Annotated in this window: 26 protein-coding genes; 18 read left to right on the top strand and 8 right to left on the bottom strand. The window is 73.6% G+C overall.

Annotation, left to right across the window (positions count from 1 at the left end; all coding sequences use genetic code 11):
* Positions 1-58: 58 nt before the first annotated feature.
* Both ACFWV2_RS06540 and ACFWV2_RS06535 read right to left on the bottom strand, forming a co-directional pair.
* Complete coding sequence (locus ACFWV2_RS06540) at positions 59-1,078, bottom strand: MASE1 domain-containing protein (RefSeq protein ID WP_384402586.1); 1,020 nt, start codon at positions 1,076-1,078, stop codon at positions 59-61.
* A 116-nt stretch (positions 1,079-1,194) separates the two neighbouring features.
* Complete coding sequence (locus tag ACFWV2_RS06535; protein WP_384402583.1) at positions 1,195-2,037, bottom strand: PP2C family protein-serine/threonine phosphatase; 843 nt, start codon at positions 2,035-2,037, stop codon at positions 1,195-1,197.
* A 156-nt stretch (positions 2,038-2,193) separates the two neighbouring features.
* Between ACFWV2_RS06535 and ACFWV2_RS06530 the strand changes: the two genes are divergently transcribed.
* The 3 genes from ACFWV2_RS06530 to ACFWV2_RS06520 all read left to right on the top strand — a co-directional run bounded on the left by ACFWV2_RS06530 (position 2,194) and on the right by ACFWV2_RS06520 (position 3,197).
* A complete protein-coding gene (locus ACFWV2_RS06530) occupies positions 2,194-2,526 on the top strand; it encodes a hypothetical protein (RefSeq protein WP_384402580.1) in 333 nt (110 codons plus the stop codon).
* An 80-nt stretch (positions 2,527-2,606) separates the two neighbouring features.
* Positions 2,607-2,729 (top strand): SDR family oxidoreductase, encoded by a 123-nt coding sequence (locus tag ACFWV2_RS06525; RefSeq protein ID WP_384402577.1) that lies wholly within the window; start codon positions 2,607-2,609, stop codon positions 2,727-2,729.
* Positions 2,730-2,759: 30 nt separating this feature from the next.
* On the top strand, positions 2,760-3,197 hold the full coding sequence (locus ACFWV2_RS06520) for an NUDIX domain-containing protein (RefSeq protein WP_384402574.1): 438 nt from the start codon (positions 2,760-2,762) through the stop codon (positions 3,195-3,197).
* A 69-nt stretch (positions 3,198-3,266) separates the two neighbouring features.
* On the opposite strand, the gene ACFWV2_RS06515 is transcribed toward ACFWV2_RS06520, so the two are convergent.
* On the bottom strand, positions 3,267-4,118 hold the full coding sequence (locus tag ACFWV2_RS06515; protein ID WP_384402571.1) for a hypothetical protein: 852 nt from the start codon (positions 4,116-4,118) through the stop codon (positions 3,267-3,269).
* A gap of 519 nt (positions 4,119-4,637) precedes the next feature.
* On the opposite strand from ACFWV2_RS06515, the gene panD reads away from it, so the two are divergent.
* Positions 4,638-5,063, top strand: coding sequence for an aspartate 1-decarboxylase (gene panD / locus ACFWV2_RS06510; RefSeq protein WP_384402569.1), 426 nt, complete (start codon positions 4,638-4,640; stop codon positions 5,061-5,063).
* Between the two features lie 524 nt (positions 5,064-5,587).
* A complete protein-coding gene (locus tag ACFWV2_RS06505; RefSeq protein WP_384402566.1) occupies positions 5,588-7,060 on the top strand; it encodes a transglycosylase family protein in 1,473 nt (490 codons plus the stop codon).
* On the opposite strand, the gene ACFWV2_RS06500 is transcribed toward ACFWV2_RS06505, so the two are convergent.
* On the bottom strand, positions 6,941-7,903 hold the full coding sequence (locus tag ACFWV2_RS06500) for a DMT family transporter (protein WP_384402563.1): 963 nt from the start codon (positions 7,901-7,903) through the stop codon (positions 6,941-6,943). The two genes, ACFWV2_RS06505 and ACFWV2_RS06500, sit on opposite strands and share 120 nt — an antisense overlap.
* Before the next feature lie 293 nt (positions 7,904-8,196).
* On the opposite strand from ACFWV2_RS06500, the gene ACFWV2_RS06495 reads away from it, so the two are divergent.
* The 3 genes from ACFWV2_RS06495 (at position 8,197) to ACFWV2_RS06485 (ending at position 10,923) form a co-directional block, all read left to right on the top strand.
* Entirely contained in the window at positions 8,197-8,910 is a 714-nt protein-coding gene (locus tag ACFWV2_RS06495) for a (2Fe-2S)-binding protein (protein WP_384402560.1), read from the top strand.
* Positions 8,911-8,988: 78 nt separating this feature from the next.
* Positions 8,989-10,473 carry an SDR family NAD(P)-dependent oxidoreductase gene (locus ACFWV2_RS06490; RefSeq protein ID WP_360790050.1) on the top strand — a complete coding sequence of 495 codons (1,485 nt, stop codon included), beginning with the start codon at positions 8,989-8,991 and terminating at the stop codon, positions 10,471-10,473.
* Between the two features lie 279 nt (positions 10,474-10,752).
* Positions 10,753-10,923 carry a hypothetical protein gene (locus tag ACFWV2_RS06485; protein WP_360790053.1) on the top strand — a complete coding sequence of 57 codons (171 nt, stop codon included), beginning with the start codon at positions 10,753-10,755 and terminating at the stop codon, positions 10,921-10,923.
* A gap of 59 nt (positions 10,924-10,982) precedes the next feature.
* Here ACFWV2_RS06485 and ACFWV2_RS06480 read toward each other — a convergent pair whose 3' ends face one another.
* Positions 10,983-12,410: a lipase maturation factor family protein gene (locus tag ACFWV2_RS06480; protein ID WP_384402556.1), complete on the bottom strand. Its 1,428-nt coding sequence runs from the start codon at positions 12,408-12,410 to the stop codon at positions 10,983-10,985.
* A 152-nt stretch (positions 12,411-12,562) separates the two neighbouring features.
* On the opposite strand from ACFWV2_RS06480, the gene ACFWV2_RS06475 reads away from it, so the two are divergent.
* From ACFWV2_RS06475 to ACFWV2_RS06430, 10 genes are all read left to right on the top strand, one after another.
* Positions 12,563-12,901 (top strand): thioredoxin family protein, encoded by a 339-nt coding sequence (locus ACFWV2_RS06475; RefSeq protein ID WP_384402553.1) that lies wholly within the window; start codon positions 12,563-12,565, stop codon positions 12,899-12,901.
* Between the two features lie 200 nt (positions 12,902-13,101).
* The gene (locus tag ACFWV2_RS06470) at positions 13,102-13,707 is read left to right on the top strand and encodes a hypothetical protein (protein ID WP_384402550.1); all 606 of its coding nucleotides are present in this window, start codon (positions 13,102-13,104) and stop codon (positions 13,705-13,707) included.
* 164 nt (positions 13,708-13,871) lie between these two features.
* Positions 13,872-15,137, top strand: a complete 1,266-nt coding sequence (locus ACFWV2_RS06465) for a DUF6777 domain-containing protein (protein WP_384402547.1) — start codon at positions 13,872-13,874, stop codon at positions 15,135-15,137.
* A gap of 49 nt (positions 15,138-15,186) precedes the next feature.
* On the top strand, positions 15,187-17,274 hold the full coding sequence (locus ACFWV2_RS06460; RefSeq protein WP_384402544.1) for a SpoIIE family protein phosphatase: 2,088 nt from the start codon (positions 15,187-15,189) through the stop codon (positions 17,272-17,274).
* A gap of 117 nt (positions 17,275-17,391) precedes the next feature.
* The gene (locus ACFWV2_RS06455; protein WP_384402541.1) at positions 17,392-18,783 is read left to right on the top strand and encodes a wax ester/triacylglycerol synthase family O-acyltransferase; all 1,392 of its coding nucleotides are present in this window, start codon (positions 17,392-17,394) and stop codon (positions 18,781-18,783) included.
* A 63-nt stretch (positions 18,784-18,846) separates the two neighbouring features.
* A complete protein-coding gene (locus ACFWV2_RS06450) occupies positions 18,847-19,719 on the top strand; it encodes an Fpg/Nei family DNA glycosylase (RefSeq protein WP_384402539.1) in 873 nt (290 codons plus the stop codon).
* Positions 19,720-19,819: 100 nt separating this feature from the next.
* Complete coding sequence (locus ACFWV2_RS06445) at positions 19,820-20,581, top strand: LytR/AlgR family response regulator transcription factor (protein WP_384402536.1); 762 nt, start codon at positions 19,820-19,822, stop codon at positions 20,579-20,581.
* 109 nt (positions 20,582-20,690) lie between these two features.
* A complete protein-coding gene (locus ACFWV2_RS06440) occupies positions 20,691-21,104 on the top strand; it encodes a hypothetical protein (RefSeq protein ID WP_384402533.1) in 414 nt (137 codons plus the stop codon).
* Between the two features lie 36 nt (positions 21,105-21,140).
* Positions 21,141-22,910 carry a cation acetate symporter gene (locus tag ACFWV2_RS06435; protein ID WP_384402530.1) on the top strand — a complete coding sequence of 590 codons (1,770 nt, stop codon included), beginning with the start codon at positions 21,141-21,143 and terminating at the stop codon, positions 22,908-22,910.
* Between the two features lie 67 nt (positions 22,911-22,977).
* Positions 22,978-24,186: a sensor histidine kinase gene (locus ACFWV2_RS06430; RefSeq protein WP_384402527.1), complete on the top strand. Its 1,209-nt coding sequence runs from the start codon at positions 22,978-22,980 to the stop codon at positions 24,184-24,186.
* 32 nt (positions 24,187-24,218) lie between these two features.
* Here the strand turns inward: ACFWV2_RS06430 and ACFWV2_RS06425 are convergent, their stop codons facing one another.
* The 3 genes from ACFWV2_RS06425 to ACFWV2_RS06415 all read right to left on the bottom strand — a co-directional run.
* Entirely contained in the window at positions 24,219-24,722 is a 504-nt protein-coding gene (locus ACFWV2_RS06425) for a hypothetical protein (protein ID WP_384402524.1), read from the bottom strand.
* A gap of 241 nt (positions 24,723-24,963) precedes the next feature.
* The gene (locus ACFWV2_RS06420) at positions 24,964-25,377 is read right to left on the bottom strand and encodes a PaaI family thioesterase (protein ID WP_384402522.1); all 414 of its coding nucleotides are present in this window, start codon (positions 25,375-25,377) and stop codon (positions 24,964-24,966) included.
* Positions 25,378-25,381: 4 nt separating this feature from the next.
* The coding region (locus ACFWV2_RS06415; RefSeq protein ID WP_384402519.1) for a sigma-70 family RNA polymerase sigma factor at positions 25,382-25,923 on the bottom strand (542 nt) is incomplete at its 5' end.

The following is a 25,923-nucleotide window of genomic DNA, read 5'->3' as shown; positions in this document are numbered from 1 at the left end:
CCCCTGCCTTGCAGTCGTTGCGCGGCTCCTGATCCCTGCGCCGGCTCCGGCGCGGGGATCACGGATTCCGGTGCCCGCCGGGTGTGGCTGCCCGGCTCTCGGCGGTGCCGGGTGGACCTGGTGAGGGCTCGCCCGCCGCGAGGTGCTCCAGAACCTCCGCCAGCTCCTGGCAGGCGCGGCGCACCGACCGGCGGGTCGCACGCTGCTCGGTGATGACGGAGGCGAGAAGCAGGGCGGTCAGGGCGGCGGAACCGTTGAACGCCTGGAGCTTGGCCATGATCTCGACGTCCGTCAGGTGGAGGAACGCGCCCCGCCCGGAGGTCGCCTCGAAGGTGGTGAGCACGGAGGCGAAGAGCGCGCACAGCATGCTTCCGGCGAGTTGGAAGCGGAGCGCTGCCCAGATCAGCAGGGGGAAGACGAGGAACAGCATGCTCATCGGGCTGAGCACGGCCATGGGCATGAGGACCAGGGTCGTCAGCCCCAGAAAGGTCGCCTCCTTCCAGCGCCGTACCCGGAACCGTCCGGCGGGCTCCGCGAGGACGAGCAGGAGCGGGGCGACGAGCAGCACCCCCATCGTGTCGCCCACCCACCAGGCCAGCCAGACGGGCCAGAACTCGCTCTTGTCCAGGGAGCCCTTCGCCACCTGTAGTCCGACCCCCGCGGTCGCGCTGATCATCATGGCGCTGAACCCGCCGAGGAAGACCAGGGAGAGTCCGTCCCGCAACCGCGCCATGTCGCGCCGGAAGCCGGACCGCCGCAGCAGCAGGAAGGCGCAGAGCGGCGCGACGGTGTTGCTCACCACGGTGGCCACTGTGGTGGGCCCCGGAGTGGTGAGGGAGGCGATGACGAGGAAGGAGCCGAGGGCGATCCCGGGCCAGACCCGCGCGCCGAGCAGCAGCAGGGCGGCGACGGCGACGCCGGTGGGAGGCCAGGTGGGGGTGACCACCACGCCTTCGACGACGAGGCGGCCCATCAGGCCGAGTCGTCCGGCCGCGTAGTAGCAAACCGCCACGGCCAGCGACATCAGAGCCGCCTCCGTAGAGGGCCGGAACTGCCGAGTGTCCAACACGTCAGCCATCAGACACCGGCCGGGCAGCCACGACCGGGCAAGGACCCCTGCGTGTCGGGCGCCGCCGTACGGCACGGGACGGGCCGGTCCGAGGACCTACCGGTCCCGAGGCGAGCCCCCTCCCCTCACTCCTCGGCCGCCGATCGGGCCGGACCGCCGTCATGGCCGACGACCAGGACGGCCGCGTCGTCCTCGTGCCCCACCGTGGCCGCCAGCTTCATGACGGCGGTGGCGAGCGCGTCGACGTCCAGCCCGGCGACGGCGGCGATCCCGGCGAGCCGCGTCACCCGGTCCAGACCCTCGTCGACGTGGAGCGAGGGCCCCTCCACCACACCGTCGGTCAGGAGGACGAAGACACCGTCGGCGGTGAGCCGGTGGCGCGTGGCCGGGTAGTCGACGCCGGGGAGCACACCGAGCGGAGGCCCGCCCTCGCTGTCGTCGATGCCGGAGCGGCCGTCGGTGGTGGCCCAGATGTGGGGGATGTGACCGGCCCGGGCGCACTCCAGGGTGCCGGCAGCGGGGTCGAGCCGCAGGAAGGTGCAGGTGGCGAAGAGGTCGGCGCCCAGAGCGATCAGCAGGTCGTTGGTGCGACCGAGCAGCTCTCCCGGGTCTCCGGTGACAGAGGCCAGCGCGCGCAGTGCCACGCGGACCTGTCCCATGAAGGCGGCGGCCTCGATGTTGTGCCCCTGCACGTCACCGATGGACATGCCGATCTGCCCGCCGGGCAGGGAGAAGGCGTCGTACCAGTCACCGCCGACGTTGAGCCCGTGGTTGGCGGGCTCATAGCGGACGGCCAGCCGGGCGCCCGGAGAACTGGGCAGGTCCGAGGGCAGCATGCCGCGCTGCAGGGCCACGGCGAGCTCGACACGGGAACGCTGCGTCTCGGCCAACTCCCGCGCCCTGGCGGTCAGCGACCCGAGCCGGACCAGAAGGTCCTCGCTGTTGTCGGCCGGCCGTCTGCGGAACATCGATCACTCCGACGTCACGACAATCCTCGCATCACTCCGTCCCGTCTCCAGCACGCGGGACCACAGGGGACCACCTCGGTACGAACAGGTCCTTCCCCACTCTGCCCGGAGGGGACGGCGTCCGCATCTCATCGGCGGAGAATGCGGCAGATCCCAGTGGGGCCACCCCACACCGCCGGAAACGAACAGCGGTTCGGCGAGATCGAAGGCATCGCCCCGCCCCTGACCTCCGTCCGGACCGAGCACGCCGGCGCCGCGGACTCGCCCGGCGGTCACCCGCCGCACCCGGCGCCCGGTGCCTGCCTGACCTGGCGGCAAGACACCGGCGGCCCCAAGGACGCCGGGCATGACCACGAACCGCACCCTCGTCCCCCGGGCGCGAAGCGTTCTGCGACGGTCCTCCTCGCCGCCGTCGCGGCCGTCGGCCTGCTCGACGCGCTGCCGGGCGCGTCGGCCGGTCTCGCGGGCGCCGCTCAGCAGACCTTCTAGGGGACACCTCCTGCGGCTGATGAACCGACCGCCCTCCCCGCCCGGCACCGTGCGCGGCCGGAGGACCAGATCAAGCGCCAGTGCGTCCCGCGTCTGGCCGGCCCGGGGACGTCGCGGCCCTGGTGGCGTTCCTCGTGGGCCCCTCCGCCTCGTTCATCATGGGGCAGTCCGTCCACGTCGACGGCGGCCGGCTGTTCCACTGAGACTGTCAACAAGCAAGGAGACGAACCGAAATGATCGAACGAGTCCGCGCCGTCCTCGTCACCGCCGGCGACACGATGCTGGTCATCCGCCGAACCAAACCTGGCATCCCCGAGTACTGGGTCCTGCCCGGCGGCGGCGTCGAGCCCGGTGACGAGTCCCGGGAGGCCGCCCTCCACCGGGAGATCCATGAGGAGATCGCGGGAAAGGCCGACATCGTCCGCCTCCTCCACACGATGGAGGCCGACGACGAGCGCCAGCTTTTCTACCTCGCCCGCATCGTGACCTGGTCCTTCGACGACCGCACCGGCCCCGAGTTCAGCGCCGAGGGCCGCGGCGAGTATGCGCTGGAGGAGGTCCCGCTGACCTTGGAGGGGCTCGACGGCATCGACCTCAAGCCCGAGGAGATCGCCCAGGTGCTGAGGGGAGCCATCGGCGCCGGAAGCCTCGGAGTCGAGGCCTCGCTCTGAGCCGGCGTGTACGTGGTCCTGCGGCAGGGACCGGCTCTGAGATGAGCCGGTCCCTGCAGCCTTCCGAGGTCAGCGCGGGGAGCCCGGAGGCGGTTCCTCGTCCTGCCCCGGCAGGAGCCGCGGGGCGAGGACCGAGCGGTCGGAGTGGACGGAGACGGGGCCGCCCCCATCCTTGTCGAAGGTGAGGCGGGGGCGGACGTGGCGGCTCGCGTGGACGAGGGCGCGGTACTCCGCGACGTCGCCCGGGGTGAGCAGACGGAAGACCTCCGCGTCCACGCCGGAGAACGCCTCGACGCGGGGGCCGTTGAGGCGGAAGACGTGGTCGGTGCCGACATACTCGTTGCCGAAGAGGGTGTGGGTGGCGTCCTGGATGCCCATGCTGGCCGCGTGCTCGACCCCTGTGGAGCGTTTGCGGCCCTGCCGATCGGTCAGGTGGCTGGCGGTGGCGTGGCCGGAGCCGGTGAAGGCCATGAGGCCCGCCGCCGTGGTGTGTGCCAGGGACTCCTGGAACCAGGCGTAGTCCTTCGGCTGCACGTGGCAGCCCCGTACGGGTTCTGGTGCCACCAGGCCCTCGGTCGGCGGGTGGATGTCCGGCATGACGTTCGCCTGGAACGGTGGGGCGCTCAGGTTCGGCTCACGGCCTTCCGCCGGGGACAGCCGACCTCCGCTGCCGGGTGCCTGGAGGGCGTGGACGGTCATCGTGCCGCCGTCCGTCGGGAGCTGTGTGCTGAACAGCAGGCCGGGCGTCTCGTTCCACGCGCCGAGGTGGACCGCTTCGGCGTGGGCCGAGGCGGAGGCCAGCTGCTCGGCGGAGGTGGCGGAGTCGCTGTGGTTGCCCTTGCAGGAGAGGGGGATGGCGAGGGACGGCTCGCCCGGCCGCCAGACCTTCGCGAAGTACTGGGGACGATAGCGGTACTTCACCTTCTCGCCCTTGTCCCTGCTGGTGAGGGCCCAACCCGCGCGACGACGTGTCGGCGGGGACGATCGTCACCGAGTGGTCGGGGAAGCGGCTGCCCAGCATGTGCTCGGCGAGCGTGAGCGCGAATCCGATGGGAGGAGCGGCGCACGCAAGTGCGCAGGGGCGCGTGACCTTGGCCTCGGCCCGGGCGGGCCGGCGTCGGCGCCTTGGCCCCGCCTCGCTCACGAGTTCCGCGCTGACGAGGGGCCTCGGGCGGGCGGCAGACAGTGAGCCGACATTCGGGGCGGTCGAGCGTTGATGGCTCATCAGGTAAGTCAGCATCTGGTCAGCATGAGCCCCCGCCGCGTTCCGGGGCGGTCATCCCAACAGACGCCGGTCGAAAGGGAAAGCCCAGGTGGGAAGCCGTCCAGCCCGAGCGGAGCGATGTTCCTCACAAACATCGGACGCGGGTGTCGGTGTAAAGTCGAAGCCGCCCTTGACCTGCAGAAAGCAGGCAGGGAGCCGTCATCGAGGAGTCCAAAGTGCTGCGTACTTTGTTCAAGTCCAAGATCCACCGGGCGACCGTCACCCAGGCGGACCTGCACTACGTCGGTTCCGTCACCGTCGACGCGGACCTGATGGAGGCGGCCGACCTCCTCCCCGGCGAGCTGGTGCACATCGTCGACGTCGACAACGGGGCCCGCCTGGAGACGTATGTCATCGAGGGCGAACGCGGTTCCGGGGTCATCGGTATCAACGGCGCCGCCGCGCACCTGGTGCACCCGGGCGACCTCGTGATCCTCATCAGTTACGCGCAGGTCGACGACGCGGAGGCCCGGACCTTCGTCCCGCGCGTCGTGCACGTCGACGGCGACAACCGCATCGTCGAGCTCGGATCCGACACGTCCGCCCCCGTCCCCGGGAGCGACACGGCGCGCGCCCCGCACGCGGTCCCCACGCCGGCGTAGGCGCCCGCGCACCGACAGCAGGGCCGCGCCCATACCGACGAACGACGGCGTGCCCGACATGCCGCTCTGCCCGCACGCCGCCACCGGTGGGCCGAGCGTCATCCCGGCGCGGCCCAGGACCTGCGGTGAACACGACCGGGGACTGACCCGAAGGACGGGACCCGGCGGGCGCCCCGGGGTCCGCCGGGCCACCCTGGAGACGGACGAACCCGTCGACAGAGAGGCCCGTCGTGACCCATCCCCCCTATCCCGGCCCGCCCCCCTCTCCCGTCCCGCCGCCCGTGCCCCCGCCGGTTCCGCCGCCCGTGCCCCCGCCGAACCCGTTCCCGGTGCCTCCGAATCCGGCGCCCCAGCCCGGCGGACCCGTACCGGAACCGGAGCCTCAGCCCCAGCCGGGCCCCGCCGGCGGGTGGCCGCCGTCAACAGGAAGGTGACGGAAGAAGCCCGAGCTTTCGCGTATCCCTTGTCACGGAGCGTGCGCCACCCCTAACTTGGGCGGCTGCTGCTGTGTTCTAGGGGGGCCCATGGCCGTACGCGGACGTCACCGCCGCCACCAGCCGAGCCGGATCAACCGTGCCTCGCTCACCGTCACCGCGGGAGGCGCCGGAATGGCGCTGCCGCTCATCGGCGCGGGCGCGGTCCAGGCCGCCTCGCTCGATGTCTGGGAGAAGGTCGCGGCCTGCGAGTCCAGCTCCAACTGGCGTATCAACACGGGGAACGGCTACTTCGGCGGGCTCCAGTTCAGCCAGTCCACCTGGGAGCGGTACGGCGGCACGCACTACGCGCCGCGCGCCGACCTCGCCTCCAAGGACCAGCAGATCGCCATCGCCGAGCGCGTCCTGAAAGGCCAGGGGCCCGGCGCCTGGCCGTCCTGCGCGCCCCGCGCGGGCCTCGCCCGCGGCGGGGACGCGCCGGACATCACCCCGGGCGCCACGACGGCGAAGGCGTCGACCGGCCCGAACGCGCCGAGGACCGCCTCCCTGCCGGGGCAGCGCGCCTTACCCGAGCAGCCCACCAGGAACGTCGGCCCGACGGCCGTGCCGACCGTTCGCGAGATGTACACCGTCACACCCGGCGACTCCCTGTCGAAGATCGCGGGTGAAAAGCGGGTCCAGGGCGGCTGGCAGCGTCTGTACGCGGCTAACCGGCCCGTCGTCGGCGACGATCCCGACCTCATCCACCCCGGCCAGCGTCTGACGCTGCGCATCGCCGCGCCGAGGAAGGCGGAGGGGACGGCAGGGGCGAAGGCGGCCGGACCGGCGACGACTCCGCCGAAGGCGATGCCCCCGAGGAAGTCCACCGCCCCGCAGTCCCCTTCGGCCACCCCGTCACCAGCGAAGCCCGCCACCCAGGCCCCGCTGCCCCGTACCCGGCCGGCCGCGCACCCGGCGGCGAAGCCCGCGGCGAACCCCGTGACGAGACCCACCACCAGGCCCGAGTCGGGACCGACGACGAGGCCGGGCACCAAGCCCGCGAGACCCACCACACGACCCGAGTCGAAGCCCAGCGCCAAGCCGACCACCAGGCCCCAGGCGAAGCCCACCAAGCCCGCCCCCCGGCCCTCCGCACCGCGGCCGCCCGCGGTGGAGGAGGACCGCTACTCCGCCCCCATCGCCGCCGGCGTCGGAACCCGCTACGGCACCCGCGGCTCCTCCTGGTCCAGCGGCTACCACACCGGCGTCGACTTCCCCGTGCCCACCGGGACCTCGGTGAAGGCCGTGGCCGCCGGACGGATCGTCTCCTCCGGCTGGGGCGGCGCGTACGGCTACCAGATCGTGCTCCGCCACGACGACGGGCGCTACAGCCAGTACGCCCACCTCTCCGCGCTCACCGTCCGCGAAGGCCAGCGGGTCCACGCCGGTCAGCGCATCGGGCGCTCAGGATCGACCGGCAACAGCTCGGGACCGCACCTCCACTTCGAGGTGCGGACGGGTCCCGGGTACGGGTCCGACATCGACCCCCTGGCCTATCTCAGGGCCCGCGGCGTCACCCTCTGACCCCGTCGACGACCCGGCGGGCACCGTCATCCGGTCCAGCGTGAGCTGGACCAGGCCGCCCGCGGCGACCGCGCCGCAGATCAGCGCGGCGACGGTGCCCGCCGCGCCGTAGCGGAAGCCCTCGCCGAACAGGGTCAGGCCCACGGCGGCGGCGACCACCGGGTTGACCACCGTGACGGTCGCCAGCGGAGCGGCGAGCCCCGCGCCCCGGTACGAGGCCTGGGAGAGGAGCAGGCCGGTCACCGCGAGGGCCGAGAGCACGAGCAGACCGGTCCATTCGGCGAGCGGCGCACCCGGCGACCACACCTCGGCCACAGCCTTCGTGAAGACCGAGGCGATACCGAAGGAGACACCCGCCGCCGCGGCGAGGACCACACTGCGCAGCACGGACCTGCCCACCAGGTGCGCGGCCGTGAACAGGACGCCCACCACCCCGAAGGTGCACACCGTGAGCAGCCAGCGGTCCCCGTCACCCAGGGACCGCGCCTCGGCGCCGCTCGTCAGGCTCAGCAGGCCCGCAAGGCCCACCGTCGCCATCAGGGCGCCGCGCCAGGCCCGCCGGCCCACCCTGCGGCCGACGAAGAGAGCGGCCATGGGCAGCGCGAACACGATGGTGAGCGCGCCCAGCGGCTGCACGACGCTGAGCGGGCCGTACGCGAGGGCCGCGACGTGCAGGGCCGCGCCGACGCCGTTGAGCAGGACGGACCCCCACCAGACGGGGCTGCGCAGCGGCGCGTAACGCGGCCCGGCGGCGGCCGCGACCCGCTCCTGCACGATCGCTGCGGCCGCGTAGGCGACCGCCGAGACCAGGGCCAGGAGGACGGACAGCAGGAGGGGACTCATACCTTCCACGATCCTCCTCACCGGCCGATCGCGTCGTCGTACCAGGGGACGTCTTCGGGGATACCGCCGACGCAGTACGCGGCCGCCGTGTACGCCCGGAGACGTACACCACCGCAGGTCGGAACGGGTGCAATGCGTCCTTTTCGAGCCCTGCCGGGCCGCTGCGCGCGGCGACTACGGTGAGCGGAAACCGTTCCGACGGAACCGACGGAACCGAGCGTCGGAACAAAGCCAGGGACCTGAACCGGGACCTGGACCAGGGACCTGAACCAAGAACCAAGGGGGGACCACGGATGGACCTCGTCGAGAGCGGGTCGGTGGGCGGCTTCTTCGCCCTGCGGACCTCCGCGCCGGAGAGCGGCGGGGCGCACCGCCCGCTCGCCCTGCTGTACGCGGGGGAGGACGGCCCCCTCCACGCGCGCGTGGACCGGGTCGCCGCCCGGCTCGGGGCCCCCGAGCGGCGTGTCGGGGCCTCCGTCGCCCACCTCGGGCTTGCGGCCAGGCTGTGGTCGACCGCCCTCGGGCCGGCCGCGCTCCACGGCCGCTTCCCCGACCTCGCCCCCGCCGAGCTGTACTGGGACGGGGCGCTGGCCTCCCCCGACGACCTGTGGTGGGACGGATCCGCGACCCGCCCCGCCACCGTGGACGAACTCCGGGCGGCCGTTCTGGAGACCCATCTGATACCGCTGCACGCGGCACTGCGCCGCGACGGCCGCATCGCGCCGCGGCTGCTCCGGGGCAACGCGGGCTCCGCCCTCGCCGGGGCGCTGCGCGAGCTGACCCGCTGGGCGCACGCCCGCGGCCGCCCGGACGTCGCCGAACGCGCCGCGGCGCTGGCCTCCGGGCTCCTCGACCACCCTTACCTCGCCGGTACGGTCCGCGGCCCCCGGCTGCGCCGTGCCAGCTGCTGCCTCTACTACCGCTGCCCCGACGGCGGACTGTGCGGCGACTGTGTCTTCGACCACGCCCCCCGAACGGGTTTGGATGCGCGGCCGTCCGCTCCGTAAAGTTGCCCTTTCGAAAGCCCACGAACGGCGACCCGCCCACGAACGGCGACGTACGAGCGAACGAGGAACCCGAAGGCCATGACGGTGACCGAAGAAAACCAGGACTACGGGCCGGGCGTCGACCCCGAGCGCCTGGCCGTCTGCCTCAGCGTCCTCGACGAGCTCGACAAGATCGACGTCGACCACCCGGACGCGATCCGCGTCCGGCGCGCCACCGCCGGGATCTACCGGACCGTGAAGCAGCGCCGCCGCCAGGAGCGCCGGGCCGCCAAGACCGCCAACGACAAGGCGGTCACCGAGGCGACCGCGACGGGCTCCGCGCAGCGCATCGACGACGAGACCGAGGGCATCCTGCCGTCCTCCGTCACGGAGGAGGGCCGGATCGCGGGCATACTCCAGCGCCCCCGCTCCTGCTACGTGTGCAAGACGCGGTTCGTCGAGGTCGACTACTTCTACCACCAGCTCTGCCAGAAGTGCGCGGCCCTGAACCGGGCCAAGCGCGAGGCCCGCGCCGACCTCACCGGCAAGCGCGCCCTGCTCACCGGCGGCCGGGCCAAGATCGGCATGTACATCGCGCTGCGGCTGCTGCGCGACGGCGCCCACACCACCGTCACCACCCGCTTCCCCAAGGACGCCATCCGTCGCTTCAAGGCGATGGAGGACTCCGCGGACTGGATGCACCGCCTGGAGGTCGTCGGCATCGACCTGCGCGACCCCGCCCAGGCCGTGGCCCTCGCCGACCAGATGGCCGAGGCGGGGCCGCTGGACATCCTGATCAACAACGCGACGCAGACCGTGCGCCGGCTGCCGTCCGCGTACGCCGCCCTGGTCGAAGGCGAGAGCGCTCCGCTGCCGGCCGGTGAGCTGCCCGCCCACCACGTGATCGGCGCGTTCAACTCCGGCGCGGTCGGTGAGCTCGGCGCCGCCGCCGCGCTGCCCGTCGGCGTGAGCGGTCTCGAGGCGCAGCAGGTAGCGGACCTCGCCCTCGTCGCGGGCAACGCCAGCATCGCCCGGCACCTCGACGGCACCGCCATCGACGCGGGCGGCCTCGTGCCGGACGTCGTGGACACCAACACCTGGGTGCAGAGCATCGAGCAGATCTCCCCGGTGGAGCTGCTCGAGACCCAGCTGTGCAACTACACGGCGCCGTTCATCCTGATCAGCAAGCTGCGTCCGGTGATGGCCGAGGCCGCGAAGAAGGCGGCCAGCGGCCGTTCCTACGTCGTGAACGTCTCCGCGATGGAAGGCGTCTTCGGCCGCGGCTACAAGGGCGCGGGTCACCCGAACACCAACGCGGCGAAGGCCGCGATGAACATGGTGACGCGGACCAGCGGTCAGGAGATGTTCGAGACCGACGGCATCCTCATGACCTCCGTCGACACGGGTTGGATCACCGACGAGCGCCCGCACTTCGACAAGCTGCGTCTCGCCGAGGCCGGCTTCCACGCCCCGCTCGACCTGGTCGACGGCGCGGCCCGGGTGTACGACCCGATCGTGCGCGGCGAGGAGGGCGAAGACCTCTACGGCTGCTTCCTCAAGGACTACGACCGCGGCAACTGGTAGGCAGCGGCCCCCGCCGTCCTGACAGGAGCGCCCCACCGGCCGGTGGGGCGCTCTTTCTGTTTCGGTTCACCCGATTGCGTCACACTTCTGAGCCCGGTAGAGCGCGGACGCGCTCATTTGGTTACTCTGATGTTCACGGTCGGCCACCGAGGAGACACACCCTCCTCACGGTTCGACCAGGGACTGGCCTGCCACCAAGGCCGCGGTCCCGCCCGACGAACGGCGCCACCGCGACCGACCGGCACTGTCCCACAGGTACGCGACACAGAGGAGTGCGCGGTGACACCCGAACTGACGAAGCAGGAACCGCGACCGGCCGAACGCTATGACCGGCCGCGCAAGAACGGCGAGCTGGGGAGCCTCGAAGTGTGGGCCCACGCGGCCCCGATCCGGCTCGCGGGCTACGAGGACGACCTCGCCGAGCCCCACATCCTGCCCGGTATCGACTGAGTCCCTGCTTCACCGCCCGGTGCCCCCCGCCTCTTCGAAGCCGGGGGGCACCGGCGCGTTCAGAGTCGTCCGCCCGTCCGGTCCCGCAGCCGGGTCGGCGGCAGGTACTCCCGTACGAGCGCCCGGTGCCACCAGGCCCCCGTCTCGCGCAGCTCCCGCCAGGTGGTGTAGCGGTAGCGGTACAGCCGGGCGCGGACGTACGTCGGAGGCGCCACGGGGAAGGGGTTGTGGGCGAGCAGGCGCAGGGTGTCCCGGTCGCCGTCGAGCAGCCGCTCCACGAACGGACCGAACCACGCGCGCGCGTACCCGGGGCTGAGCGCGGCGAACCACATCAGCCAGTCGAGCCGCAGATGGTACGGGGCGAACTGCCGGGGCAGCCTGCGCGGGTCACCGGGCTTGCCCTTGAAGCCGTACTCCCGCCACACCGTGCCCGCGTGCGGCAGGGGTTCGTCGGTGCCCTCGACGACGATCTCGTCCCGGACCCGGCCGACGGTGCCGAAGGCTCCGTACGTGTTGACCAGGTGGAACGGGTCGTACGAGCGGTTCATCGCCTGGTGCCTGGAGAGCAGGTTGCGCACCGGGCGGTAGCTCCGCACCAGGACGAAGAGCGTCACCGCCACGACCAGTACCACGTACCAGAGCGGCGGATCCGGCCGCGGGTGGTCGCCGGTGAGCGGGGAGGTGTCCACGGCGGAGAGGGCGATCACGATGGTGATCCAGTTCAGCCAGGCGAAGTTGCCGGACAGCACCAGCCACAGCTGTGTCGCGATCATCAGACCGGCCGCGACGGTGGCGACCGGTTGCGGGGTGAACAGCAGGAAGGGCACGAGCAGCTGGACGACGTGGTTGGCCGCCGCCTCGACCCGGTGCAGGGGGCGCGGGAGGTGGTGGAAGAACCAGCTCAGCGGGCCGGGCATGGGCTGGGTCTCGTGGTGGTGGTAGAGGCACGTCAGGTCGCGCCAGCAGCGGTCGCCGCGGATCTTGATGAGCCCGACGCCGAACTCGACGCGGAAGAGCAGCCAGCGCAGCAGGAAATGGACCAGGACGGGCGGCCCCGTGTCGTCGTTGCCGAGGAAGACCGCGAGGAACCCGGTCTCCAGGAGCAGCGACTCCCAGCCGAAGGAGTACCAGGTCTGCCCCACGTTCACGATGGACAGGTACAGCCCCCAGAGCAGCAGCCACAGCAGCATCGACACCGGCAGCGGCACCGCGTCCCCGACACCCGCGACGAGTGCCAGGGCGAGCGCGGCGCCGGTCCAGGCGACGGCGGCGAAGAGACGGTCCGAGTAGCGCCAGTGGAAGAGCGAAGGGGTGTGCCGGGCCCGGGTCCCGCGGACGTACTCCGGTACGGGGAGCATGCCGCGCTCCCCGATCAGCGCCCGGAACTGCAGGGCCGCCGAGAGGAACGCGACGCAGTACAGGCCGGCCAGGCCCCGTTGGAAGACGACCCGACTCAGCCAGTGGTCGGGTGCGGTGAACCACTCCATCGCCTCCAGTATCGGCCCGGGACCCCGTCCCGACGAGGCGCCGGACGGGCGTACGCGCGCCGGAGCGCAGGACCGGGGGCCGCCGGCCGGTCCCGCGCACCAGGCGGGGGATGATGGGGAGGAGACGACGGAACACGAGGTCAGGAGCTTCCATGGCGAAGCGCGTGCACCAACCCCGCGAGGACGCGGAGTTCGATTTCATCCTCGGGATGAGCGGGGTGCCGGTCCTCGCGTACTTCACCGGGACATGGCCCAGGGCGATCGAGCCCTGCCGGGCGATGGACCTCGTCGTGGGGGGCGTCGCCGACGAGTACACGGGCCGGCTGACGGCCGTACGCACCGACATCACGCGCTGTCCGGCGGCGACCGAGCGGTACGGGGTCACCGGCGCCCCCTCCTACGTCCTGCTGAAGGGGGGAGAGGCGGTGGCGAGCGGCACGGGGCCGATGACCACCGCCGAGGTACGGGAGTTCCTGGACGGGCACCTCTGAGACTCCGCGCCCTCCTCCGCGCCCTCCTCCACGGCGGGCTCCGCCCCTGTCCCCCCGGCCGGGTCGGGGCGGGTCCTGGTCCGCCGTCGACGTTTGCCCGCGAGGCGCGGTGGAAGAGTTGAATCCGACGACCGGTCGGCCGAGTCGCGGCCGGGGCGGCCGGACCTCCTCGACGACACGACGCGAACGGGAGCCCTTCGTTGCGCCTCTACGCCCAGACCCCCGCCCGTCGGAACCGCCAGGTGCTCGTGGACCTGATCGCCCTGGCCCTGATCGCCACCGCGGTGTGGGCGGCCCTCCTCGTCCACGAGACGATCATGTTGCTGGCCGAACCGGGGCGCAAGGTGGAACGTTCCGGCGGCAGCCTCGCCGAGGAACTCGGCAACGCGGGAGAGGCGGTATCGGACGTGCCGCTCATCGGCGGCGTCCTCAAGAAGCCCCTCCGATCCGCCGCCGACGCCGGCTCCGGCATCGCCGACGCGGGCGTGTCGCTTCAGGAGACAGTCAGCCAGGTCGCCGACGTGGTCACGGCGGCCCTCATCGTCGTCCCGGTACTCCTCGTCCTGCTGCTCTGGCTTCCGCCGCGCCTGCTCTGGATGCGGCGCAGCAGCACCCTGCGCCGCCTCGCCGAGGCTCCCGGAGGCGCCGACCTGCTCGCCCTGCGCGCCCTCACCGGTCCTCCAGGCGCCCTCGCCGCCCGGCCCGCCCCGCCGGGCGGATGGGCCGACGCCTGGCGCCGGGGTGACCGGCAAGCCATCAGCGACCTCAGCGCGATCGCCCTCGCCCACGTCGGACTCCGGCCTTGAGGCCTTGAGATGTCGTGCCGGACTCCGGCCCGACGCGTCGTCGGACTCCGCCACGGACCCGGTCGGCCGCCCTCCGCTTGCGGCGGCCCGCGCACTGCGAAAGACATGGAGGACTGGCCGGAACCGGGCGCCGTGGCCCGGGGGAGAGAAAGAGGGAGAAACAGGTGCGCTCAGCCCCCTGCCGGACGCGGCGGACCCCCGCGGCTCCCCGCACGACCCCCCGCGCCGCACCCCCCGCCCTCGCGGCGCTCGTCGCCTCCGTGCTGCTCGCCGGCTGCTCCTCCGCCTGGGAAGGGGCGCGCGGCGGCGCCGAGCCCGCCGCGGCCGCCGCCCACGACGTCTTCCTCCAGCCGCTCGCCGCACAGGGCCCCGACCCCTTCACCGCCTCCACCGCCCGGACCACCGCGCGGTCGCCCTCCCCGCCGAAGCAGCCGGACCCCGACGCCGAGCGGGCCCGTGAGGTCACCGGCTCCACCCCCGGCCTCTACGGCGGCACGCGCGCGGAGGGCAGCTGCGACGTCGAACAGCAGGTCTCCTTCCTCGCCGCCGACCAGGACAGGACCCGTGCCTTCGCCGAGGCCGCCGGCATCCCCGAGACCAACGTCGGCGACTGGCTGCGCGGCCTCACTCCGGTCGTCCTCCGCGCGGACACCCGGGTCACCAACCACGGCTACCGCGAGGGGCGGGCCGACGCCTTCCAGGCCGTCCTGCAGACCGGCACCGCGGTGCTCGTCGACCAGTACGGAGCACCGCGCGTCCGCTGTGCCTGCGGCAACCCGCTCCGCACCCCGACCGCGGTCCCGGAGGGCGTCCACCGGGGTGATCCCTGGGACGGCTTCGACCCCGAGCATGTGATCGTCGTGCGGCCGACGACCACCGTCGTCACCAGCCTGGTCATCGTCGACGTGGTCGACCGCACCTGGATCGAACGGCGCACCGGCAGCGACGGCGACGAGGACCGCAAGCCCGCCGTGGCACCGGACTGCGACCCCGACGAGTGCCGCCTGACCGGCTCCGGCACGCCCGAGCCGCCCACGCCGGACCCCAGCGCCCCCGACCGCCGGCCCTCCCCGGACACGGCCTCCCCGGAGACCCCTTCCCAGGCGCCCGTCCCCCCGGCCCCCGAGAGCCCCGCGAGCCCTGACGCCTCGGGGAGCGGCGGTACGGACACCGCCCCGAGCCCCGCGGACCCCGACCCGTACACCGACCCCGACGCGGAGCCGTACCCCGACCCCGACACGCAGCCGTACCCCGACCCGTACACCGACCCCGACACGCCTCCCTACCCCGACCCCGACGCGGAACCGTTCCCCGATCCGGACGTCCAGCCGCCGGGCGAGCCGTCCGCCGTGCCCGACGGCGAGCTGCCGTCCGAGGAACTCTTCCCGGCCGGACCGGTCCCCGAGCAGCCGGAGACCTTCGAAGGGTGAACCGGATCTTCGCCGTGCGCGCGGACAGGACACCCCCTAGCGTGGCCCCATGAACCCGGGCAACGGGGGCGGGGAGGCGGTCGAGCGGCTCCGCCGTGCGGAGGAGGGGCGGACCGTCGGGGCGCGGCTCCTCGCCGCGTACGGTTCCGCCTTCAGGATGGGCGCCTTCGACTGGGACCTCGTCGCCGGCACGATGATCATGGACGAGGCCGCCCTCGACGTCTTCGACATGGACCGCGACGACTACGACGGCCGCCCCGAGACCCTCGGCTCACGTGTCCTGCCCGACGAGGGCCGACGGCTCGACACCCTGGTCGCCCAGGCGCTCAAGGACGGCAGCGAGCAGTACGGCGCGTACTTCCGCATCCGTCGCCGCGACGGCGTCCACCAGTGGACCCACACCCAGGGGCTCGTCCACCGCGACGACACGGGCCGCCCGGTGCGCATCGTCGGCGTCGTCCGCGACGCCACCCACGAACTCACCGAGTCCGCCGCCCGGCTCGGCCTCGACGAGGGGCGGCGCCGGCGCGCCGGAGTCGTCGAGGGCACCACCGCGGCCCTCGCCTACGCGCGGACCGTCCAGGACGTCATCGACCTGCTGAACGACTCGCACGCGCTCGAACACTTCGGCGCCGCGAGTCTCGTCGTGGGCCTCCTCGACGCCGGGCGCATCCATCTCGTCGCGGAAGGACCCGAAGGCGCCTTCGTACCGGGCACCCGCTTCACCCGGGTGGACGAGCCCTACCCGATGAGCGAGGTGATCCGCACCCTCCGCCCCCGGTTCATCGACTCGGCCCACGACTTCGCCCGCTCCTTCCCCGTCCTCTGGCCGCACATCAGCGGACTCGGGATCACCGCCGCCGCCTACCTGCCGCTCATCGCCCAGGCCCGGCCCATCGGCGCGCTCGGGCTGCTCTACAGCGACAAGACGGGCTTCAGCGAGGACGAGCGGACCCTGCTCGTCGCCCTCGGCAGCAGCATCGCCCAGAGCCTCCAGCGGGCCATGCTCTACGAGCAGGAGCACGACCTCGCCGAGGGCCTCCAGCAGGCGATGCTGCCGCGCCGGATCCCCGAGGTGCCCGGGGCCCAGACGGCGGTCCGCTACCGCTCGGCCCGCCTCGGCCGGGACATCGGCGGCGACTGGTACGACATCATCCCGCTGCCCGGCGGGCGGGTCGGCGCCGTCATCGGAGACGTCCAGGGGCACGACACCCACGCGGCGGCCGTCATGGGCCAGTTGCGGATCGTGCTGCGCGCGTACGCCGCCGAGGGGCACACCCCGGCGACGGTGATGGCCCGCGCCTCCGTCTTCCTGCACGAACTCGACACCGAGCGCTTCGCGACCTGCACCTACGCGGAGGTCGACCTCGGCACCGGGGTCGTCCAGGTGGTCCGCGCGGGCCATGTCGACCCGCTGCTCAGGGAGATCGACGGCAGCAGCCGCAGGCTGCCGGTGGAGGGCGGGCTGCCGCTGGGCCTCTCCGCCGAGTTCGGGCGGCTCGACTATCCGGTGACCACCGTGGATCTGGACCCCGGACAGACCCTGATGCTCTACACCGACGGCCTGGTCGAGAAACCCGGCTCCGACCTCGACGAGGGCCTCCAGTGGCTCTCCTCCCTCGTCCGGCGCGGGCCCGCCGACCTTCAGGAACTCGCCGACCACCTGTGCGACGTGGTCGCCGACCGCGGCGGCGAGGACGACGTCGCGATCCTGCTGCTGCGCCGCCACGGCGCGGCGGCCGCGCAGGGAGCCGGCCGGTTCCGGCAGCACGTGGCCCAGAACGACCCGGAGGCGCTGAGCTCGGCCCGGCACATGGTCAGGGCAGCGGTACGGGCCTGGGGGGCGGGGGAGCGCGCGGACGAGATCGAGCTGGTCGCCGACGAGCTGATGACCAACGCGCTGATGCACACCGACGGCGGGGCGATCGTGACCGTGCGGACCCTCGGCGGACCCGGGCGGCGGCTGCGGGTGGAGGTGGAGGACCGGTCGAGCGCGCTGCCCCGGCGCCGTGAGGCGGGGGAGGCGGGCGTGTCCGGGCGTGGTCTCTTCCTGGTCGACCAGCTCTCCGACGTCTGGGGCGTGGAGTCGCGGGGCGGCGGCAAGTGCGTGTGGTGCGAGTTCATCCTGGAGGACTGACACTGTTAACCGAGCGTGAACTGATCACCGAGCGTGAACTGATCGTACTTGACCGTAACTGTCGGTACGCGATTGACTTCGCTCTCCCGCCTCTCCGCGCAGGACATGAGGACACCCGTGAGCAGCGAGCTACTGGCACCGCTAGACCTGGCCTTCTGGCATCTGGAATCCACCGCCCACCCCCTGCACCTCGGGGCCCTCGCCCACTTCGGCCCCGTGCCCTCGGAACCGGGCCGCCGCCTGCCGTCGGACGCCGGCCCCGGACGGGACCCCCTGGACGTCCTGGACCTGCTCGCCCGCCGAGCCGCCGCCGTCCCCAGGCTCCGCATGCGCGTCCGCGACGTCCTCCTCCCCGTCGGCGGCGCCGCCTGGAGCGCCGACCCGGACTTCGACGTCCGCCGTCACGTCCACGAGATCACCCTCCCCGGCGCCGACTTCCCCGCCGAGACCGCCCGGCTCGCCGCCGAACTCATGGAGCGGCCCGTCGCCCGCGGCCTGCCGCCCTGGGAGATGTACCTGCTCAGCGGCGCCCCCGACGGCTCCTTCGCCGTCCTCGTCAAACTGCACCACGCCCTCGCCGACGGCATGCGGGCCGTCGCCATCGGAGCCGGGATCTTCGACGAGATCGCCGCCGCCCGCCGACCGGCGCGCCGCCCCCGCCCCGTGCCGCCGCGCTCCTGGCTGCCCGGCCCCGGGCAGCTCCTCGGCATGGCCAGGGACCGGCTCGGCGACCTCGGCCGGGCCGTCGAGGTCGGTGCCTCCGTCGTCGGGTCCTCCTTCGCACGCGCCGGACGGCTCGACGGGCGGCCCGCGACCGCGTTCACCGCCGAGTCCAGTGGAACCCGCCGCGTCGCCACCGTGACCCTCGCCCTCGACCGCGTCCACCGGATCCGCCGCGACACGGGCGGCACCGCCAACGACGTCCTCCTCGCCGTCGTCGCCGGCGCCCTCCGCCGCTGGTTCGACGGGCGCGGCCTGCCCCTCCCCGAAACCGACCCCCGGGCCCTCGTCCCCGTCTCCCGCCGCCGCCCCGGAGCCCCGCCCGGACCCGGCAACAGCCTCTCCGGCTACCTCCTCGACCTGCCCGTCACCGAGGCCGACCCCGGCGCCCGACTGGCCGCCGTCCGGCACGCCATGGACCGCAACAAGGCCGCCGGACCCTTCAGGGGCGCCGGTGCCGTCGCCCTCCTCGCCGACCAGCTGCACCCGCTCGCCCACCGCTTCGGCGCCCCTCTCGCCTCCGGTGCCGCCGGGCTCCTCTTCGACCTCCTGGTCACCCAGGTGCCGCTGCCCCGCTCGGCCCTCTCGCTCGGCGGCGCCCCGCTGCGGGCCCTCTTCCCCATGGCCCCCCTCGCCCGCGGCCAGTCCCTCGCCGTCGCCATGTCCCCGTACGGCGGACAGGTCCACATCGGCCTCGTGGCCGACGGCGAGGCCGTCCCCGACCTCCACGCGCTGGCCGCCGCGCTCACCGCCGAACTCGACCTCCTGGACCCGCCGGACGCCGTCTGACGCCGACACACCGGCCGAGGCGGCCGGCGCGCGGCCCCGGCGCCCGTGCGGCAGGGTGGAAGCATGCCCGAACTCCCCGAGGTGGAAGCGCTGCGCGCGTTCCTCGACACGCACCTGGTGGGCAAGGAGATCGCCCGCGTGCTGCCCGTCGCGATCAGCGTCCTCAAGACCTACGACCCGCCCCTCGGAGCCCTCGACGGCGCCGAGGTCACCGCGGTCGGACGGCACGGGAAGTTCCTCGACCTCACCACCGCGGGCCCCGCCGGCGAGCTCCACCTCCTGTTCCACCTGGCCCGCGCCGGCTGGCTCCGCTGGCAGGACCCGCTGCCCTCCGGGCCGCCCAGACCCGGCAAGGGCCCGCTGGCCCTGCGGACCGCCCTCACCGGCGGCGACGGCTTCGACCTCACCGAGGCCGGCACGACCAAACGCCTCGCCGTCCACCTGGTCCACGATCCGCAGGAGGTACCGGGCGTCGCACGGCTCGGCCCCGACCCGCTCGCCGACGACTTCGGCCCGGCGGAGTTCGCCGCGCTCCTCGCCGGCGAACGGCGCCAGATCAAGGGCGCCCTGCGCGACCAGAGCCTCATCGCGGGCATCGGCAACGCCTACAGCGACGAGATCCTCCACGCCGCGAAGATGTCCCCCTTCAAGCCCGTCCAGAACCTCGGCCCGGAGGAGACGGCCGCCCTGTACACGGCGCTGCGCACGACGCTCCACGAGGCCGTCGAACGCTCCCACGGCCTCGCCGCGGGGAGACTCAAGGCCGAGAAGAAGAGCGGCCTGCGCGTCCACGGCCGTACGGGCGAGCCCTGCCCGGTGTGCGGGGACACCATCCGCGAGGTCTCCTTCAGCGATTCCTCCCTCCAGTACTGCCCCACCTGCCAGACCGGCGGCAGGCCACTGGCGGACCGCCGCCTGTCGAAGCTCCTGAAGTAGACGCCCCGGCCCGGCCGCGGGCGGACGCGGGGCCCGGCCGTGAGGAGGTGTGCCCGTCGGCCGTGAGGAGGTCTGCCGGACGGCCGTTACACTCCGCCGCATGCTGCGCGTACTGGCCGTCGACGACGAGGAACCCGCCCTCGGTGAGCTGCTCTACCTGCTGCGCGCCGACCCCCGCGTCCGGACCGCCGAAGGAGCGGGCGACGCCACCGCGGCACTCCGCAGGATCGGCCGCGCCCTGGAGACGGGACCCGACGGCGACGAGGCCGTCGACGTCGTCTTCCTCGACATCCACATGCCCGGCCTCACCGGGCTCGACGTCGCGCGGCTGCTCGCCGGCTTCGCCAGGCCGCCCCTCGTCGTCTTCGTCACCGCCCACGAGGGCTTCGCGCTCCAGGCCTTCGACCTGAAGGCCGTCGACTACGTCCTCAAGCCCGTCCGCCGCGAGCGGCTCGCCGAGGCCGTCCGCCGGGTCCACGACCTGGTGCACGCCACCGTCCCGTCCGCCCCGCCGGTCGTGCCCGCCGCACCCGAGCAGATCCCCGTGGAGCTGGGCGGGGTCACCCGTTTCGTCTCCGTCGACGACATCGCCTATGTGGAGGCGCACGGCGACTACGCCCGCCTCCACACCGACCACGGCAGCCACCTCGTCCGTATCCCCCTCTCCACCCTCGAGGAACGGTGGGCGGCCCGGGGCTTCGTCCGCATCCACCGCAGCCATCTCGTGGCCCTCGCCCGGATCGACGAGCTCAGGCTCGACGGCGGCGCCACCTCCGTGCGGGTCGGCGACACCGACCTCGCGGTCAGCCGCCGGCACGCCCGCGACCTGCGGGACCTGTTGATGCGCCGGGCCGGAGGCTGAACCTCCGTACGCCTGTCGCGGGCGGGGGAGTGCTGCGTACACTCCACGTCCCGGGCCCACCGCCCGGACCAGCAGCCGCACGTCGTCGAGCAAGGCCGGAGGGGACCCGATGCCGGAACGGACCCCGACGTCCGAGCACCAGCCCGGGGAACCCCGACGCAGGCCCCGCCGCGAGACCGTCACCTACGCCTCCGCCCACGGCGCCGGGGCCCCGCCCGGCCCGGCCCGGCGGCGGCCCGTCCACCCCCCGGCCCGCTCCGAGATCGACGAGCAGACCACCCTCGGCCACACCTACGTCCGCTCCCTGATGCGCAGCCAGCTGCGCGCGGCCCTCACCGCGCTCGGGGCCCTCGCCCTGCTCGTCGGCCCGCTGCCGCTGCTGCTCGCGCTCCCCGCGCCCGAGGCCTTCGTCTGGGTCGCCCTCGGCGTCGGCGTGTACCCCGTCGTCTGGGGGATCGCCCACTGGTACGTGCGCCGCGCCGAACGCAACGAGCGCGACTTCACCCGCCTCGTCGAACGGTGAGGCACCCCCGATGACCACGTCCCGCGCGGTGCCCGCGTGAACCAGACCTACGCCGTGGCGGCCGTCACCGCCGTCGTCCTCGCCACCGTCCTCATCGGGGCGCTCGGCCTGCGGATCTCCCGCACCACCTCCGACTTCTACGTCGCCTCGCGGACGGTAGGGCCCGGCCTCAACGCCGCCGCGATCAGCGGCGAGTACCTCTCCGCCGCCTCCTTCCTCGGCATCGCGGGCCTCGTGCTCGTCCAGGGCCCCGCCATGCTCTGGTACCCCGTCGGCTACACCGCCGGGTACCTCGTCCTGCTCGTCCTCGTCGCCGCCCCCCTCCGCCGCTCCGGGGCGTACACCCTCTCCGACTTCGCCGAGGCCCGCCTCGAATCACCGCAGGTCCGCCGGCTCGCCAGCCTCTTCGTCGTCGGCGTCGGCTGGCTCTACCTGCTGCCGCAGCTCCAGGGCGCCGGACTCACCCTGGAGATCCTCACCGGAGCCCCCGACTGGGTCGGCGGACTGCTCGTCGCGCTCGTCGTCACGGGGACGGTCGCCGCCGGCGGGATGCGCAGCATCACCTTCGTCCAGGCCTTCCAGTACTGGCTGAAACTCACCGCGCTGCTCGTGCCCGTCCTCTTCCTGCTCGCCGCCTGGTACGGCGACGGGGCACCCCGGGCCCGCTTCGACGCCCCCGCCGTCCTCCGGGACCACACCGTCGTCGAGGTCGCCGACACGGTACGCCTCGACCTCGACGCCCCGCTCACCCTCACCGTCACCGGTCGCGTCGACTCCGTCCCGTACGAGCGGCGGACCGTGACCCTCGCCCCCGGCACCCACCACGTCCTCGCCGGCACCACACTCGCCTTGGAGCCCGGCGCGCCGCTGCCGGAGCGAAGCGACACGGGGGCCACCCCGGACGAAGGCCGGGGGAGTGCCGCCGGCGGCACCGACCCGCTCGGCTGGTCCCAGCCGTTGGCCGGCGGACGCGACGGGCACCAGCTGTACGCCACGTACGGACTGATCCTCGCGACCTTCCTGGGCACCATGGGGCTTCCGCACGTGGCCGTCCGCTTCTACACCAGCCCGCACGGCCGGGCCGCCCGCCGCACCACCCTGGTCGTCCTCGGTCTCGTCGGCGTCTTCTACCTGCTGCCGCCGCTGTACGGCGCCCTCGGCCGCGTCTACGCTCCCGAGCTCGCCCTCACCGGCTCCGCCGACGCCGCCGTGCTCGTCCTGCCCGACCGGATCCTCGGCGGTCCCCTCGGCGACCTCCTGGGGGCGCTCCTGGCGGGCGGCGCGTTCGCGGCCTTCCTCTCCACCGCCTCCGGGCTCACGATGTCCGTCGCCGGGGTCCTCACCCAGGACGTGCTGCCCTCCCGGGGCGTACGGCACTTCCGCCTCGGGACCCTGCTCGCCACCGCCGTCCCGCTGGCCGTCGGGGTGGTCGCGTCGAAGGTGCCGGTCGCCGACGCCGTCGGCCTCGCCTTCGCCGTCTCCGCCTCCTCCTTCTGCCCCCTGCTCGTCCTCGGCATCTGGTGGCGGCGGCTCACCCCGCCCGGCGCCATGGCCGGACTGCTGCTCGGCGGCGGCTGTGCCCTCGCGGCCGTGATGGCGACCCGCGCCGGACTCGCCCCCGAGGGCTGGCCGCACACCCTGATGGCCTGGCCGGCCGTCTGGTCGGTGCCCCTCGGCTTCCTGACCATGGTCCTGGTCTCGCTCGCGACTCCCGGCCGGGTCCCGCCCGGCACCCCGGCGCTCCTCGCCCGGCTCCACCTCCCCGAGGAGTTCACCACCGTCCCCACCCAGGAGGCCCGCCGGTGACGCCGTCCCCTCCTCGCTCGGGAGTTCCGCCGACGAGCTGTCCCGTTCCCGCCGAGGAGGCCCGACGGTGAGCGGTTTCGTCCTCGTCGCCGTGGCCGCCGCCGGGGCCGTGCTGCTCGCCGTGGGTGTCGTCCTGGGGCGCGTCACCGCCCGGCGCGGCGGCCCCGCCGCCGATCCCGATCTCGGCACGCCCGTCGAGCGGGCCACCTTCCACACCCTGCACACCGCCTCGCTCGCCGCTCCGCCGCTGCGCGCGGGACTCACCGAGGAGACCGCCCGCAGGGCGGCCGGCACACTCCGCTCGCTGCTCGGCACGGAGGCCCTCTGCCTCACCGACAGGGGAGCCGTGCTCGCCTGGGACGGGCCGGGCGAGGACCACCACCGCGCGCACGTCCCGGCACAGGCCGCCGACACCCTGGAGACGGGTCGCAGCCGGTCCGCGCACACCGGCTGCGCCGACCCGGCCTGCCCGCTGCGCTGGGCGGTGATCGCCCCGCTCACCGGCGAGGACGGGGTGCTCGGGGCCCTCGTGGCCTACGGCTCGCGGGAGTCGGCCGTCCTGGTGCGGGCCGCGACCGAGGTGGCCCGCTGGGCCTCCGTCCAGCTGGAGCTGGCCGAGCTCGACCGTTCACGGACCAGGATCGTGGAGGCCGAGATCCGCGCGCTGCGCGCCCAGATCTCCCCGCACTTCATCTTCAACTCCCTCGCTGCCATCGCCTCGTTCGTCCGCACGGATCCGGAGCAGGCCAGGGAACTCCTACTGGAGTTCGCCGACTTCACCCGCTACTCCTTTCGCAGGCACGGCGAGTTCGCCCAGCTCGCCGACGAACTGCGGTCCATCGAGCAGTACTTGGCCCTCGCCGGGGCGCGCTTCGGGAACCGGCTCAAGGTGACCCTGCAGATCGCCCCCGAGGTGCTGCCGGTGACCCTGCCCTTCCTCTGTCTCCAGCCGCTCGTGGAGAACGCGGTGAAGCACGGTCTCCAGGACCGGGAGCGGGGCTGCCGGGTCACCATCGCCGCCCGGGACGCGGGCGCGGAGGCGGTGGTGACCGTCGAGGACGACGGCGTCGGCATGGAACCGGAACTGCTGCGCGCGGTCCTGCGCGGCGAGCACCCGGCGGGCTCCGGCATCGGCCTCTCGAACGTGGACGAGCGGCTGCGCCAGGTGTACGGGGCGGAGTACGGCCTCGTCATCGAGACCGGCGTCGGGGCGGGGATGAAGGTGACGGTGCGCATCCCCAAGTACCGCCCTGGAGTGCATCGTTCGGCATCCTGACGGGCCCCGGCCGGCCGGCCCCGCCACGTCCGTCAGCGCAGGTGCAGCGAGAGGTGGGCCAGTGGCAGGCCCAGCTTCCAGGCCGGCAGCCAGATCTGCTCGTCCTCGTCGACCGGGCACTCCAGGGCGTCGGCCGTCCCGCCGTCGAGGTCGGCGGCGCGCACCCAGGTGTCCCGGAGGCGACGCCAGGCGGACTCCGCGAGCGCCAGGTCGGGGCCGTCGCCGCCGCCGGTGCGGCGAGCGGCGAGCTGTTCCTCGACCCAGGGCGGCCAGGGCCGGTCGTACGCGGTGTGGCGCAGCCATTCGTCGATCCGGCCGGCACCCCACGCGCCCTCCGGCCCGTCCGGCTTCTCCGAGAGGTGGACGGTGAGGGCGAGCGCCTGGAGGCCCGCGCGGTACTCCAGTGAGCCGGGTGCCACGAGGGCGGCGGCCCGCAGGACCTCGTCGGCCAGGTACTCGGCGCACAGCCAGGCCATCGGGACGGCGAGGCCGCCGCCACTCGTACCACCGGCGCCGTTCGTGCTCTCGGGCAGCAACGCTCCCACCTTCTCCCGGACATGGGGGCCCCGGATGTGCGGGGCCCGGGGAGAGCTTCCTCCGTGAAGGGCGCCCGTGGGTCCCGCTTTGCTCAACTCGCCCCCGGGCTTTCGGATACGTTTTCCGGCCGTATCGGTGGAGGTGGGATTCCTGCTGTCACCGGAGGCGTACGGGGCGGGGGAGGCGCCGCGGGGGCGGAGGAGCCGTGGGTGGGCGGCCGGTGTCCGGGTGCCGGGCGGCTCAGCCGAGGAGCGCGTACACCGCGGTCGCGTGGGCCGCGATCTCCTCCGTGCCCTCGGCGGTCACGGTGATGTCGGCGAACGCCATCCGCTTGCCCGCCTTGGTGAGCCGGGCGTGCACCAGGACGTCGGAGCCGACCACCGCCCGCTGGAAGCTGATGGACTGCTGGACGGTGGTCATCGGCACGAAGCCGCCCCGGACGGCGGTGACCGCGATCACCGTCGCCGTGTCGGCCGCGGCCATCATGGCCTGGCCACAGAGGCCGCCGCCCTCGCGGGCGAGCCGGTCGGACCACGGCAGCCGGAGGACGGCTCCGTCGGTGTCGACGGAGACCACCGAGAGCCCCAGATCGAGCACCCAGGGGGCGAAGTTGTCGGCGAGGACCTGTTCGGCGGCGGCGAGTGTCAGCGTCACGGCGTCATTGTGGGGCCCCGGCGCGGGAGCGGGCAACGGCCCGGCGGCGCGGCTCGTAGTCGGGCAGGGAACGGCCGAGCTGCCGCAGCGCGTAGTGCGAGCGGGACTTGACGGTCCCGGCGGGGATGCCGAGGTCGACGGCCGCCTCGTTGACGCTGAGTCCGTGGAAGTAGATCCGGACGAGCACGGCGCGGTGCTCGGGGCTGAGGCCGCGGACGGCCGCCCGTACGTCGAGCGCGGCCTCGGCCGACGCGGTGGCGTCGGCGGGGTCGGGCGTCACCGCGAGGACGCCGTCACCGATCTCGGCGGGCCGGGCGAGGCGTGAGCGCCGGGCGTCGATGGCGAGGCGGCGGGCCACGGTGAAGAGCCAGGGGCGCATGGACTCGTAGGGGCCGTCGAAGGCCTCCGGGTGCAGCCAGGCACGTACCAGGGTCTCCTGGGCGAGGTCCTCGGCGCGCTGGCGGTCCCCGTAGGTGAGGCCGAGCAGGAAGGAGAGCAGCGCGGGCCCGTGGTCTCGCTGCAACTCCTCAAGGGTCCGTTCGTCGG

The organism is Streptomyces sp. NPDC058671, from assembly GCF_042716475.1.
Classification (GTDB): Bacteria; Actinomycetota; Actinomycetes; order Streptomycetales; family Streptomycetaceae; genus Streptomyces.
Note: the sequence above shows the minus strand (reverse complement) of the source record. Positions and strands in the feature narration are given on the sequence as shown.

Excerpts from the sequence above, each read along its gene's own strand:
- ACFWV2_RS06540 (WP_384402586.1), bottom strand. The coding sequence starts at position 1,078 with ATGGCTGACGTGTTGGACACTCGGCAGTTCCGGCCCTCTACGGAGGCG.
- ACFWV2_RS06535 (WP_384402583.1), bottom strand. The coding sequence starts at position 2,037 with ATGTTCCGCAGACGGCCGGCCGACAACAGCGAGGACCTTCTGGTCCGG.
- ACFWV2_RS06520 (WP_384402574.1), top strand. The coding sequence starts at position 2,760 with ATGATCGAACGAGTCCGCGCCGTCCTCGTCACCGCCGGCGACACGATG.
- ACFWV2_RS06505 (WP_384402566.1), top strand. The coding sequence starts at position 5,588 with ATGGCCGTACGCGGACGTCACCGCCGCCACCAGCCGAGCCGGATCAAC.
- ACFWV2_RS06500 (WP_384402563.1), bottom strand. The coding sequence starts at position 7,903 with ATGAGTCCCCTCCTGCTGTCCGTCCTCCTGGCCCTGGTCTCGGCGGTC.
- ACFWV2_RS06495 (WP_384402560.1), top strand. The coding sequence starts at position 8,197 with ATGGACCTCGTCGAGAGCGGGTCGGTGGGCGGCTTCTTCGCCCTGCGG.
- ACFWV2_RS06490 (WP_360790050.1), top strand. The coding sequence starts at position 8,989 with ATGACGGTGACCGAAGAAAACCAGGACTACGGGCCGGGCGTCGACCCC.
- ACFWV2_RS06480 (WP_384402556.1), bottom strand. The coding sequence starts at position 12,410 with ATGGAGTGGTTCACCGCACCCGACCACTGGCTGAGTCGGGTCGTCTTC.
- ACFWV2_RS06475 (WP_384402553.1), top strand. The coding sequence starts at position 12,563 with ATGGCGAAGCGCGTGCACCAACCCCGCGAGGACGCGGAGTTCGATTTC.
- ACFWV2_RS06460 (WP_384402544.1), top strand. The coding sequence starts at position 15,187 with ATGAACCCGGGCAACGGGGGCGGGGAGGCGGTCGAGCGGCTCCGCCGT.
- ACFWV2_RS06450 (WP_384402539.1), top strand. The coding sequence starts at position 18,847 with ATGCCCGAACTCCCCGAGGTGGAAGCGCTGCGCGCGTTCCTCGACACG.
- ACFWV2_RS06445 (WP_384402536.1), top strand. The coding sequence starts at position 19,820 with ATGCTGCGCGTACTGGCCGTCGACGACGAGGAACCCGCCCTCGGTGAG.
- ACFWV2_RS06440 (WP_384402533.1), top strand. The coding sequence starts at position 20,691 with ATGCCGGAACGGACCCCGACGTCCGAGCACCAGCCCGGGGAACCCCGA.